This window comes from Aquimarina ulvae, from assembly GCF_053613295.3.
In genome coordinates this window covers 1-14205 of the sequence record NZ_JBSIBP030000006.1, presented here as the reverse complement: position 1 = coordinate 14205, position 14205 = coordinate 1, and the positions used below count along the sequence as shown (strand labels likewise).

Here is a 14205-nt window from a genome sequence, read left to right as displayed (position 1 = left end):
TGAAAAATAAAAAGAGTGAACATATATACAAATACTTTTAACCCCTTCATCATATTCTACACTTGAAATTTTTATTGTTTATTTAAAAAAATGTTTAGCAAACTCAATACTGTTTTCTGCTATTTTCTTGCCCATTCTTCTTCCTTCAATGTCATCTGCCGGAGGGTGAATACCTCCCCAAACTCTGGATAGGCAAGTTTCTATCGCAGCATCATAAAATGTTGCCCATTGTAAGGTAACTTCTTCTGAAGGGCCATCTTCAAATGCCAGAAATTCATTTTTCCTAGCAGTAAAAGTTTCTAAACCATTAGGAAAATATGGAGAACCAGTCATATAATCGAGAAGTATTGCACCGGTAGTAGAAAAAGTAGAATGACCAGAAGTATATCCCGCAAAAGGAGGTGTAGCGAAGGTATACCTTTGATAGGGCCACCAGTTTTCTGCTAGAATCCATCCTGCTCCTGCAGTATCGGTAATAGGGTTGTTAATAGCATCCGGACCTTTCCATGAATATATTTTTAATTTATTCAAATGTTCTTTATTTTTTCCCACTAACGGATCATTTTCTGTTACTAATGCTACACTACCATCTTTCAATTTAAGACCATTATGATTATAATTTGGTAGGTCGGGATCAGAGGCTTGTCCTAATTGTCCTAAGAATCTAATAGCGCTTATGGGTCGGATATAATCGTAGTGAGATTTAACACTCCAACAAGCGATACCAGCATCGTGAAATGCTCCGGTCATCAAAAAATAACTTTTAATGTCCCAATCTAATTGAGATAGTGGCTTGCCTTGTCCAGTCCATTTTCTTTCAAAATTCGTATTGTAGGATACTTTATTTAAAAATTGTAGCCAGTGACCAGGCGGTGAAGTGGTATTTGGTCCGTCCACCCAAAATTCTGCAATTACCCTGCAATAGTTTCCTTGTTTTACTAAATTTTTTGAATACCTATTTTTTGTTATTGGGTTTTTTACTTTTTTCGGCCGCTTATTATTTTTTATATCAACGTAATATTTTTTATATGCTTCAAAAGTGTCCGGTAGATGTTCATCAATATTGGTAATTCCTTTTGGTGATACGTCCCAGATGTTTTTATTATCAGGAGACAGATATCCCGACCAATCCTGTACGGTCTGAAACCCCCATCGATATTCCTTTGTGCTTAGAGAGTCATTTGGGTCAAAAATTGGAGGTGGACCTGGGTCGAAGTGTAAGTTGTTATTTGATGGTTGTAATGCAAATGATAGTACTTCTCCCCAATAGGAGGTTAAAAACTGTGTGTTTCCAGGTATTAACAGATAATTCCAGTCTTTTAATGTTTTATCATTCCCTTTAGTATCAATATAATATCGAATCTCTATGGGTTGCCAGTGATTAGGATCCTTTAGATCTCCTGTGCCTGGCAAATCTGGTCTGAGAAATTTATTAACCCCTACATAACTTTCGGATTCATGATTGTCATCTTCTCTAGAGTTATCATTGGCTCCCAATTCTATGATGTAATTTGCAATATAATTGCCTAGTGCTTCGGGGGAACCATTTTGATAGTCCAAATTATTATTTTTGATTTTGTACCCTAAACTATCCAATTGATTGTGCAGGTAATCAATGGTTCTTCCTTTACTTCCATATTGTTCATAACGTCCAGATAATACACCATAGGCTGCATAGTATATGGCTATATTACGAAGACTGTCTGTGTTTTTTGATGTTTTTTTAAAATCAGGATCAAAGGGAAGTTGAAAACCGTGATAATTTTTTCCTAAAAAAAAAGTCTCCTGCCCAGGTTCGTATGCAGCCCAGGCGTCATACATCGCAGCCGCTGTATGAAAAAAATTTCGTGCTTGGATAGTTGGACCTTGGCCATCTTCCTTAACCATCCCTAACATAATATCAATCATTTTTCTTGCAACGCTATGTTCTCGTTGCGCTTGGATAGATTGCAAAATAAAAAAGGTACTTATAAGAAATAACTTAAAGGGCATGGATTTATTTTTTTACAAATTTATGCTTTAATTCGGACACAGCTTCATTGTATTCTAGGCGATTTCTGATGTCATGCATGAATAAATCTTCTGGCCACCTTTCGGTATAGACCTTGATATAAGAGAGGGCTTTATCATAGTTTTCTGCTTCTAAGGCACAATGTATACCAAATCTAAGTGAATCTTGCTCAGATGGATACTTCAATGTTATCAATTGTGAAGCGATATTTAATGCTTTAGTATAGTTTTCGAGAACAAAATAAGCCTCCATCTTATATGTCAATATTTGATGGTTATAAGGGTTATAGTATGAAGCCCGTTTCAAATCCCTAAGAGCTTTCTTGTAAAGTTTCTGTTTTCGTAGCGCTATTAAACCAGCCTTAGCAAGCGAGTCAGAAGTTTTTATGTGTCTTTCTGGAATAGATAAGTTTTTCTTGATAAATTCTAGATTGACCTTGTCAATATATTCGTGAGTTAATTTTAAATAAGAAGCATGCCATTCAGCATCAAGTATTAGGTTTCTGGAGATTAAATAGTCTTTATTGGCAAAAGCATTAATACCCTCATCTAATAATAAAGCAGCGTATGTTTGATCCTTTTTCCCTCTTGTAAAAGGTTTTAATTTTTCTAATAAGGCCTTCTTTCTTTGTGCATAACGTTTTTTCCCTTCAAGCATCTGTAAAGCATATAGCATAAAAGAATCTGAATGTTGATAATAAGTTTTGTAGACTCGCACACCAACACTTTCTATGCGGTAGGAGTGCATAGTTTTATTGATCATAACAATAAAAACTGGAATTGCTAATACCTGCAATGCTATAATTGTATATACATTTGTTTTGGTAATACTTCTACTATTATCACCTTTTTGTAATACCATTAATAAAATCATCAGGATAAGAGGGAACGGTAACGTGTATAGATCCCAATCCATAGGTAAGGACATTAAGGGGTTAATCATAAACAAAAACCCGAGCAATAAGACGAATGTTAGTGTTAAAATATTTATTAAGGGGTTGTTCCAGTTCAATTTTTTATACCGCAGTAATATCAAACTTATTATGAACAGTACTCCGGGAGACCAGAAAAACAATACCATCAGAAAATCAGAGATATGGTTCCAACTTAATAAGTTGTAAGTATCTAAAGGAGCTTCTGGAGAAATTAAAGGCAGAAACAATCTATCAATATCCTGTGTTTTAGCATTCAGAATACGCGAATCATTATAATCAGCAAAAACAAAAAAATAAAAAACGAAACCTGTAAGAATTAAAGGGATTAGGATTATGGTAAACAATTTCTTAGCAGTAAAAAGAGATTTCACTTTGGGGAGGTTATTAAAACAGATATGAACAAACCCCAAAACTAAAGCAGGACTTAATAATAAAGAAGGGGTGTTAAACCTTACGCAAATAAGAAATAATATGAACGACAAGAGAAGTAGGATGATTTTTTTTCTTTTTACAGCATTAACAAAAAGATATAACCAACTTACTTGTAAAAACATTATAAACCCGTAAATTTCAATATGTCCACAAAAAATGATTAACACAGGCGACGTACAGCCTAAAGCAATTAGAATTATGGTAGTTAAAGTATCTTGAGAATACCTTTTAATTGCAAGTAACCATACCCAAATAAAACCAGCACCGAAAATAGCATTCATGAGCTTAAAGGTCTGAAACATATTTATTCTCATTAGATACGAAATACCGCTGTAGAGGTTGAAAACACCCCATCGGCCGTGTCCTGTTTTAAATTCTATAGAGAATAAGTTGTTCCAAAATTCTTTGGGAATCAAATCTAATTTTCTATCTAGATAGGGAGAAAAGTTTTTGGCATCTCCATAATAATCATTAGCAATATCTAGATTGTAAAAGATAATTAGCCCAAGGAGTGTAATACTGTATATGACTAACTTACTAAGCTTGAAATCCATTTTTTTCTCTCGTCTGCTACCAAAATGAAGATAGAGAATAGTTAGTAATACTAGCGAGGGGATACCAAACTGTAGTGAAGATGGCAGAAATGCCAAAAAATGTGTGCCCCAAAAAACATCGGGATATATGATGCCTAATACATACATCATAACTATTATCGAAGCAACGAATAATGAAGAGAATTCTACAAGCTTAAACTTTAGGGGCATCATAGAAATTAAAATCTATTGATCAGATATTCAAAAATAACCTAAAAAAAAATAGGATGACCAAAATTATTTTAGCTTGCACATATTTTTTCAAAATTAGAAGCTTAACTAGTAACTTAAAGTAATTACCGTTATTTTCGTTGATGAAAAGATAAACTTCAGGTACGTGAATAGACAAAATACTTTTCTGATAAGCGCGCTTGTACTTACATTTTTAGTCCTGATCCCAACACTCTGGAACGATTGGACCAATCTTGATGACCCAATGTATGTGCTTGATAATTTATTGGTAAAAGATCTTTCTCGGACGGGAATAAAAAGAATGTTTACCACACTTCAGGTTAATGGTTCATACAATCCTATAGTATTACTTTCTTGGGCTTTGGATTATAGTTTTGTTGGTTTGAACCCTATGTTGTACCACATGACTAACTTAATCATTCATCTTTTAGTAGTAGTATTAGTTTATTATTTAGGACTACAACTCACCAATCATACGCTAATTGCTTTTGGTATCAGCTTATTATTTGGCATTCACCCAATGCATGTAGAGTCTGTAGCGTGGATTACTTCCAGAAAAGAGCTTTTATACACGTTATTTTATTTTGCCGGATTACTTGCTTATTTTCAATATTTAAAAAAGGATTCTAAATATCCAAGTTGGTATAATTTAGTTTGTTGCTTTATCTTTTATCTTTTGTCTTTGTTGTCAAAAGGATCTGCGGTAACATTTCCACTTATATTATGGATGTTGGACTATTTTACAAAACGAAAAGAGACGTACAGGTTAATACTTGAAAAAATTCCATTTATAGTATTAAGTATTGGTTTTACGTATTTTTCTATAAAAGCTCAACGTGAAGGAGAAGCATTACAATTTAGAGCATTCTATTCTGTGATAGACTCATTAAGTGTTGGTTTTTATGGATACTTAACATATTTGATAAAAGCTTTTATTCCATATCATCTGAGTGCTATACATCCTTATCCAACTCCGTCTGGGACACCGAGTCCCTGGTATTTTGCTGCTTCTGCTATACCAGTTTTAACTATTGCGATATATGGTTTATATAAGATTAAAACAGCAAGGAAGTTTGTGTTTGGTTTTGGTTTTTTCTTTATCACATTGATACCTGTTATACAAGTATTGTCCTTTGCCGTTTCTGTTACTGCAGATCGTTTTACGTACTTACCTTATTTTGGAATTTTTTATATAATGGTTACTGGAGTAGTGAGATTATCTGAGAAATACCCTGCTTATCAAAAAATTATAAAAATTGTTGTGATTTGCTTTGTAGGGATACTATCAGGAACTACATTTTCTTATGCGCAAACATTTAAAAACTCAGAGACTTTATGGAGTAGGGTGATCAAGTACTATCCCGACTATTTTGTGTCATATGTCAATAGGTCAGAATACAGAATCAACCAAGGGCAATTAAGAGCAGCCTTAGAAGATTGTAATCTTGCGATAACTCTGAAACCGGATTATTATTTAGCATACTACAATAGGGCATTCATTTATCAAAGGTTAGGGGAGCAAGAAAAGGCACTACAAGATTATACAAAAACTATTCAATTAAATAATGAACTTTTTGAAGCATATCAAAATCGTGGGATTTTATATGTCAAATTAAATCGTTTAAAAGAGGCACTTCAGGATTTTAATAAGTCTATCAAATTAAAGCCTGATGATCCAATGGCATATCTTAATAGAGCGTTGCTTTACGAAAGAGAAAGTGATTATCACAAAGCTTTAAAAGATGCAAATACTGGCTTGTCAATAAACAATGCAATAGAACGACTCTATTTAATTAGAGCGAAATCTTTACTAGGGTTAGGGTATAAAAATAAGGCGATCAAAGATTATACTAAGGCAATTTCGCTAAATGGTAGCATGGTGAAACCATTTATGGAAAGAGGGAATTTATTGTTAGATTTAGGGTATTTAACAGAAGCAAGACTGGATTTTACTAAAAGTTTAGAGCTAGATAGGAGTCAGGTTAATGCCTACATTAATCTTGGTATAATCTTAATGAATCAATCGTTGTTTGAGGAAGCATTATTTCAATTTAATCAAGCCCAAAATTATGCGCCAGATAATGCTTTAATTTATTTAAATCGCGGAATATTGTATAAATTGACTGGCGATTACAAAGAGGCTCTTAAGGACTTGGATAAAAGCATTCAGTTGGACTCCTTAAATAATTTAGCAATTAAACAAAAAGATGAGGTTACTAAACTTTTAAAGATACTTTGATTAGAACAGTCTATACATATATGGCGTTATTGAGAGTGGATAATTACATTAAGAATTTGTTCATTTTTGCTCCTTTGTTTTTTGGTTTTCAATTTGACATTTCTATCATTTTATGTGCTGTATTATCTTTTTTGTTATTTTGCTTGCTAGCCAGTAGCATGTATATTTTTAATGATATTTTTGATATAGAATCTGATCGCTTGCATCCTGTAAAAAAGATAAGGCCATTGGCATCAGGCACAGTAACAATAAAAAATGCTATTAGTATAGCATTGCTATTGGTATCTATTAGTCTCTTTGGAGCTTATTTAATTGATATCTCTGTTGTGTGCGTTTTTGTTACGTATCTTTTTATTAATGTTCTGTATAATTTGTATTTGAAAAAGATTCCGATTATTGATGTAATTATTATATCATTCGGGTTTGTTATACGTATTATCGTGGGTAGTTACGCCACTAATATTAATGCTTCAACCTGGATATTATCAATGACCTTTCTCTTAGCCTTGTTTTTAGGCTTTTCAAAAAGAAGAGCCGATATGGTTCTTGTAGATTCAAGAGTAGAAAAATCTTCAAATATTAGATTGTTCACAATTTCGTCTATTGATAAAACAATTTACATATTAGCATTCATAATCAGTATAACTTATATATTGTATACGTTAAGCAAAGAAGTTGTAGACAGAGTAGGTAGTTCTTTTGTGTTTTTAACAAGTTTTTGGGTAATTACGGGTATCACAAGGTATATTCATACAACAAAATCCAGTATAATATATAAAGATCCCACTGCAGTTGTTATCCAAGATTGGTTACTGCAAAGTATAATTTTATTATGGGTATCTTCATTTATAATTTTAAAATATTTATGAATCCTTTAAATAAAACTTTTGTCAATCTAAGTGCTTGGGGGAGATATCAGAAAATTAAATCCAAATTGCATTTTATCACATCGGATAAAATACCCGTTACCGTTCATGATAAAAAATTCATATCTTTTGGAAACGGAAGGAGTTATGGAGACTGCGCGTTGCAAAAAGATTCATTGCAAACAAACGGATTAAACAAAATAATTTCTTTAGAAAAGAAAAAAGGATTGATATGCTGTGAATCTGGAGTTTTATTGTCAGAAATTATTGAGCGGATAGTGCCTCATGGCTGGTTTCTACCTGTAACTCCTGGTACTAAATATATTACTTTAGGAGGAGCAATAGCAGCTGATATACATGGTAAAAATCATCATAAAAAAGGTTGTTTTAGTCAGCATATTTTATATTTTAAGTTGTTACTACCTAATGAAAATGTAGTCACCTGTTCAAAAATTGAAAACGTTGAACTGTTTAAGGCTACCTGCGGGGGAATGGGGCTTACAGGTGTCATATTGGAAGTAAGTATGCAGCTTATGAAAATACAAAGTGCTTTTATCAAGAAAATAACAATAAAAACTAACAATTTAGAGGAGACTTTTTTTGCTTTTGATAAGAATAAAGATTCTTCCTATGCTGTAGCTTGGATAGACGCATTGGCAGAAAAGGATAAGCTTGGTAAGGGATTATTATTCTTAGGCGAACATGCGAATGATAATAATTTGAAAATACACAAAAAAAATAGGATCAAAATTCCTAAATGGTTTCCCTCTTATATGCTAAACAAATGGTCAATAAGAATATATAACAAGTACTATTATTATAAGCATAAAAAAATATGTAGAAAGGTTGCTCTATACTCTTTTTTTTATCCGTTAGATACTATTGCAAACTGGAATAGAATCTACGGTAGTAAAGGCTTTATTCAATATCAGGTAGTCATACCAAAATTAGGAGCATATTCTGGAATAAAAGAGCTATTAGAACTCGTGAGTATAAGCAACCATACATCATATTTAACCGTATTGAAATTATTGGGAAAAGAAAATGAAAATTATCTTTCTTTTCCTTTAGAGGGATATACAGTTACAATGGATTTTAAGATTAAAAAGGGATTGTATGCTCTCTTAGATTGTTTAGATGCTATTGTAACTAAATACAATGGAAGGGCATACTTAGCAAAAGATGTAAGAATGAGTCAGACATTTTTTGAAAAGGGTTATCCAAAACTGGCAAAATTAAAATCAGTTAGAGAACTATATAAACTTCAGCAATTACAATCACTACAGTCAAAAAGATTAAGTTTGTAAACCGTTGAAAACAGACTGGCAATTCATTATGAAACACATTCTTATTCTTGGAGCTAAAAGTGATATTGCTAGGTCAATAGCTGAAATATATGCTGAAAACGGTTATCATCTCATATTGGCAGGAAGAATAGTTAGTTCGTTGATGGGTTTTAAATCTTCACTTGAAAAAAAATATAATGTTTCAGTACAATTAGAGGAGTTTGATGTACTTGATTATGATCGTCATCAGTCTTTCTATAATGGCTTACAAACGAAACCTTATGGTATTATCTGTGCTATTGGTTATTTAGGAGATCAATCCCGTGCAGAACAAAACTCCGTAGAGGCAAAATGTATTATAGACACCAACTATACCGGATGTGTCCATATTTTGACTATTTGTACTTCTTTTTTAGAAAATCTTGAAGAAGGATTTATTGTAGGAATAAGTTCTGTAGCTGGAGATCGGGGAAGGAAAAAAAATTATTTTTATGGTAGTAGCAAAGCTGGTTTTACTGCATATCTAAGTGGGTTACGAGCTAGGCTGTCTAAAAAAGGAATACATGTTTTAACTGTAAAACCTGGGTTCATATACACAAAAATGACAGCACATGTAGAGCTGCCAAAGTTATTAACTACTACTCCTCAAAAATTAGCTTTTTCCGTTTTTAAAGCACAGCAAAACAAAAAGAATGTGATCTATGTTAAATGGATTTGGAGATATATTATGTGGGTAATCCGATGGATTCCCGAATTTATTTTTAAAAAGATGAATTTATGACCATAGCTTTTTTTGATTTTGATGGCACCATAACAAAGAAAGATAGTTTTCTGGATTTTATAGCATTTACTCATGGTAAAAGAAAATTATTTACGGGGCTTTTGAAACACACTTTAGCTATTCTGGGATATAAGCTAAACCTTGTTTCAGGAACTAAAATAAAAGAATTACTACTCTCTTATTTCTATAAAGGATTGTGTATTGATGAGTTTAAAAAATTTGGGTTTGATTATTCTCAAAACAGATTGCCAGAAATTATTTCTCCTTTAGCATTACAACGATTGCTATGGCATAAAGATAATGGTCATAAAGTTGTTGTGGTTACCGCATCTGTTTCAGAATGGATTAGGCACTGGTGTGATCAACAAAAGATAGATCTTATTGCAACAGAGTTATTGATTAAAGATAATAAGTTAACTGGTAAAATCAAGGGAGAAAATTGTAACGGTATAGAAAAAGTAAACAGAATCAAGGAAAAATACGAACTGAGAACAATTTCATATTCCTACGCTTATGGTAACAGTATTGGAGATAAGGAGCTTTTGACTTTAGCAGACGAAAAGTTTTACAAGATTTTTTAGCTATCAGGGATTCTTAAAGCTATTTTAGTTAAACCGTTTATCACAATTTATAAAAAAAAGAATCCTCATTGTTTTCTAAAACATTTTAGTTTTTTGCCCCAAACAATATAGTAAGTAACTACCGGGAACAAAAACAGATCAAAGTAAGACTTAGAGCCAAGCAAACATCATCCGTAAAACTGCTATTGTATAGCTTATTTTCTTTAGTGCTCTCTCTGATTATTGCTAAAATTAGTGCGCTATATATAATTCAATTTGGTTGAAAATGGATAAAACAAAACAATCATTACAATAACTATCACAGAATAGTTGTAGTGAGGTAAGATTTTATTTGGTTTAAAACAGTTTATAAATTAAAGTGCGGCTAAAACACTGCTACCAAGTACGATTAAAAACCCTAAAATAAAAAGGAAAACAAGAATTAAGATCAACTAAAACTCTTTGCCGTAGTGCTCCTGATTATATTTCGTATAGAATTACTTCCTGAATTTATTAGCAAACAGAAATTTTAATTCTTTAATACGGTCGTTCTTATGTAGTCTTTGATATACTTCCTCTACAATTTTATTATCAGGCCAGTTCTTTAGGATAACAGTACAGGTTTCAAAAGCTTCTTGGTAAAGTTGGGCTTCAAGAGCGCAATGCAGCTTTATTTTTAACGCTTTTTCTACTGAAGGAAAACGTAGTAAAACAAGTTCTTCTGCAACCATAAAAGCATTTTCGTATTGCTGCAATGCAAAATATGCTTCTAAAGATAATAGTTTGGCATTATGAGCAGGAGCATATTCCTGCGCTAAAGTAAATAGCCCAAGCGCTTTTACAGGATCATTTTGTATTCTTAAAAAATACCTGCCTTGATCGACAACGAGAGTTGCATATTCGTAATCAATGCCTTTTTGAGCTTTTGAACCTATTTTTTTTCGAAAATCCTCACCTCGCTCCAGCCTGTTGATATTAAATGGGTCGTTTAAGGAATAAGCGTGTTCAATAGTTTTTGCTGTCCATTCATAATAGGTGGTGTACATTCTTGCAGCCACACTCTCTAACCTTTCTGATAACGCTCTCTCTGATTGATGTACTACGAATACCGGAAGATTAAGTGCAGCAATTATTCCAGAAGCATACAAAATTTTAGAAGGAGAAATATATTTTTCGACCTGAGAAACGACAACTGCTGTAAACGCTAATAAGTAAGGGGCAGGTAATGAAAATAGATCCCAGTCTATTGGCATACCCAATAACGGATTGACGACAAAAAAGAAGGTTGTAAATAGTATAAAGCATACACCCAAGATCAATACCTCAGGAGCATTCCAATTCACTTCTTTTCGTTTTAGTATGAGTAATAAAATAAGAAGGAATAAAGCAATCGGTGACCAAAGGAGTATCACAGAAAAGAAATCAAAAAAATGATTAAAGCTTAGTAGATTGTATTGATCTAAAGGAGGCTCTGGCGAAAATAAAGGTAAAAATAAATGTTCGAATGCCATTGCTGTACTTTGAAGACTTCTATTATCTATATGATCTTCAAAGTAGAAAAAGTACAAAAATAAACCTATGATAAATATGGGGGTTAGTACAAAGTAGCTTACTTGTTTCCAGTTCGGATACGTACCTTGATAATTTTTCCAAAATAATAGGAATAGCGCAGGTATACATAAAACGCTTGTAGAATGTAATTTCAAACCAATTAATAATATTAAAAGTACTAACCAAAGATATTTAGCTTTTTCAGTTTTTATAAATAACAATGTGATATAAATCCATAGAATATTGATAAAGAAAACAGGAGCATAAATTTCTATATGACCAAAGAAAACAAGCATAAAAGGAGCCGTTATGCCAGTCAGAGTTAATATAACTTTCCACGTATCGTTTTTTATTAAGATGCGAATAACTTGGAGCCAAAAAAACACAAAAAGCCCTCCAAAAATAGCATCAAAAAGTATAAAAGCAGTTTTATATGTAACCTGTAAAAAATAGGCGATATAGGTGATTAAGGAAAGGACAGTCCCTTCTCCTGCCCAAGGAGATAAACTAAAAGTAAAAAACTTATCGTGCGTTTCAGTTGGAATTAAGGTAGGGGTTTTGGGCAAGAACTTATTGAATTTATATGCATCCCCATAAAAATCCTGGACCATTGGAAAAACAATGGTTAGTAATAATAAGCTGATACTGAAAATAATAACACTTCTAATGGTTAATTTAAAACGAGTAAATTCTATACTTTCATTGATGCTGGTTTTATAAAGTTTATACCCCAACACTAAAAGTAATACAAGTATAATAACCTGTATAATTGGAGAGGTAAATCTAATAAAATGAACACTCCACCAGTAATCTGGAAAAAAATAGCCAAAAATATAAAGACTTACAAAAGCGATCAGAATAGCTATTAACGATTTGGTAGGTACTTGCATTTTATGTTGAATTGTATGGAGCAAGATAAGTTTTAATTTCTTGAGATGAAAAACTAAAAAATAGGTTTTTCGATTTGTAATTAACATTTTATTTGGTTTTTTTTATATATTTGTAAACATTTGATAATTACTAATCCCAAACGCCATAACCTATGAAAAGACAACTACACTGTTTTTTATTGATTCTTTTTTTCGGAACTTTTGTAACTACAAATGCTCAAACAGCAAATGAAGCTTTAGGTTCTCAAGCTGGAGTATCTATTACCACTGGTGATTATAATGTGATGCTGGGTGATTCTGCTGCATATTCACTTTCTTCAGGTTCTCTAAATACAATGGTAGGAGCAAGAGCAGGATTTAGCCAAACTTCTGGTCAGCAAAACACCTATATAGGTCGTAATGCAGGCTTTAGTAATACTACTGGGCAGGATAATGTAGCGATCGGAGAAGGAGCTGGATATTTTAGTACGGATACAGATGGTGTTTTTATCGGTACACATGCTGGTTATTATAATACTTTTGGTTCTGATGCTACCTTTATAGGAGAAGAAGCAGGAAGATATAATACTACGGGTGATGATAACACATTCATTGGCGAAGATTCTGGATATAATAATACCACAGCTAGTGATAATACTTTTGTGGGTAGTGCAGCCGGTAGAACTAATACGACCGGATATCGAAATGCTTTTTTTGGTAGTGAGGCAGGATATGATAACCGCGATGGGCATCATAATGTAGCTGTAGGGGATTCTGCAGGTATCGATAACTCTACAGGGATTTACAATACATTCGTTGGTGCAGGATCTGGAGCAGCTACCGAGTATTCAAGTTACAGCACGTTTATTGGCGGTTATGCCGGTTGGGATAACAACAGAACGAATCTAAGTAATGGATCATCAGATAGTAATACGTATATTGGGTTTAGAGCCGGTTATAGCAACAGGGTAGGAACTGGTAATGTTGGTATGGGATCCAGAGCGGATTTTAATGAAACTACTGTGTCGAGAGCAACCTTTATAGGTGCAGATGCTACTGCGGGAGAAGAAGATATAGTTTTGCTAGGGTATAACACCTATGCGGATGCAGATTTTGCGATCGCTATTGGTTCTTACGCAGATGCCAACCAAGCAACAGGTGGTATTGGGATAGGGTATAATATAGATCTAGCTAATGCTGCAAATCAATCTATTGGTATAGGTAGAGAGGTCGATATTGATGATAACAACGCTATTGTACTAGGATATCTTGGCAAAGGTACTGGAGAGTATGGGATTGGTATAGGTGATCAAGTAGAAGTAGATACAATGTCTGTTAGTATTGGTAGAAGTTCATCTGTACTGGGGCAGTATTCCATTGCCTTAGGAGATGGAGTAACTATAGCAGATCAAGTTAAATATGCAACCGCTATAGGAGCAGGAGCTACAGCGACTACAAGTAATAGTATGGTGCTCGGTGGAGTAACAACTACAGATCGTGTAAGTGTAGGTATTGGAACCGCAATACCTAATCAAAATGCTTCGTTAGATTTGGCAGACACGGATAAAGGGTTACAAATAAATCGATTGACCAATGCCCAAAAAACAACCTTAGAAGCTAGTCTCTCTACGACAGATGAGGGATTAATTGTATATGATAATGAGGATAAAACTGTGTATACATGGGATGGCACACAATGGTTAAACACATCTTCATTAAATACTGATGAGCAGGAACTTTCATTAGCAACTAATACCTTAAGTATATCTGGAGGAACGGATACGGTAGATCTTTCAGGATACCTTGATAATACCGATGAGCAGGAACTTTCATTAGCAACTAATACCTTAAGTATATCTGGAGGAACGGATACGGTAGATCTTTCAGGATA

Annotated in this window: 9 protein-coding genes; 6 read left to right on the top strand and 3 right to left on the bottom strand. The window is 33.3% G+C overall.

What is annotated here, in order from left to right; genetic code table 11:
* Positions 1-78 precede the first annotated feature (78 nt).
* Positions 79-1992 (bottom strand): vanadium-dependent haloperoxidase, encoded by a 1914-nt coding sequence (locus ACWGOQ_RS13845; RefSeq protein ID WP_452059034.1) that lies wholly within the window; start codon positions 1990-1992, stop codon positions 79-81.
* 4 nt (positions 1993-1996) lie between these two features.
* On the bottom strand, positions 1997-4144 hold the full coding sequence (locus ACWGOQ_RS13840) for a tetratricopeptide repeat protein (RefSeq protein WP_452059035.1): 2148 nt from the start codon (positions 4142-4144) through the stop codon (positions 1997-1999).
* Positions 4145-4307: 163 nt separating this feature from the next.
* Between ACWGOQ_RS13840 and ACWGOQ_RS13835 the strand changes: the two genes are divergently transcribed.
* From ACWGOQ_RS13835 to ACWGOQ_RS13815, 5 genes are read left to right on the top strand one after another with little or no spacing between them, the layout of a single operon-like run.
* The gene (locus ACWGOQ_RS13835; protein ID WP_452059036.1) at positions 4308-6401 is read left to right on the top strand and encodes a tetratricopeptide repeat protein; all 2094 of its coding nucleotides are present in this window, start codon (positions 4308-4310) and stop codon (positions 6399-6401) included.
* Positions 6398-7270, top strand: coding sequence for a UbiA prenyltransferase family protein (locus tag ACWGOQ_RS13830; RefSeq protein WP_452059037.1), 873 nt, complete (start codon positions 6398-6400; stop codon positions 7268-7270). Before ACWGOQ_RS13835 ends, ACWGOQ_RS13830 begins: the two co-directional genes overlap by 4 nt.
* Entirely contained in the window at positions 7267-8574 is a 1308-nt protein-coding gene (locus ACWGOQ_RS13825) for an FAD-binding oxidoreductase (RefSeq protein WP_452059038.1), read from the top strand. The genes ACWGOQ_RS13830 and ACWGOQ_RS13825 overlap by 4 nt, the downstream gene beginning before the upstream one ends.
* A gap of 28 nt (positions 8575-8602) precedes the next feature.
* Entirely contained in the window at positions 8603-9334 is a 732-nt protein-coding gene (locus tag ACWGOQ_RS13820; protein WP_452059039.1) for an SDR family oxidoreductase, read from the top strand.
* The gene (locus ACWGOQ_RS13815) at positions 9331-9915 is read left to right on the top strand and encodes an HAD family hydrolase (protein ID WP_452059040.1); all 585 of its coding nucleotides are present in this window, start codon (positions 9331-9333) and stop codon (positions 9913-9915) included. Before ACWGOQ_RS13820 ends, ACWGOQ_RS13815 begins: the two co-directional genes overlap by 4 nt.
* A gap of 476 nt (positions 9916-10391) precedes the next feature.
* Here the strand turns inward: ACWGOQ_RS13815 and ACWGOQ_RS13810 are convergent, their stop codons facing one another.
* Positions 10392-12335 carry a hypothetical protein gene (locus tag ACWGOQ_RS13810; protein ID WP_452059041.1) on the bottom strand — a complete coding sequence of 648 codons (1944 nt, stop codon included), beginning with the start codon at positions 12333-12335 and terminating at the stop codon, positions 10392-10394.
* A gap of 152 nt (positions 12336-12487) precedes the next feature.
* Between ACWGOQ_RS13810 and ACWGOQ_RS13805 the strand changes: the two genes are divergently transcribed.
* The coding region (locus ACWGOQ_RS13805) for a phage tail-like protein (protein ID WP_458202823.1) at positions 12488-14205 on the top strand (1718 nt) is incomplete at its 3' end.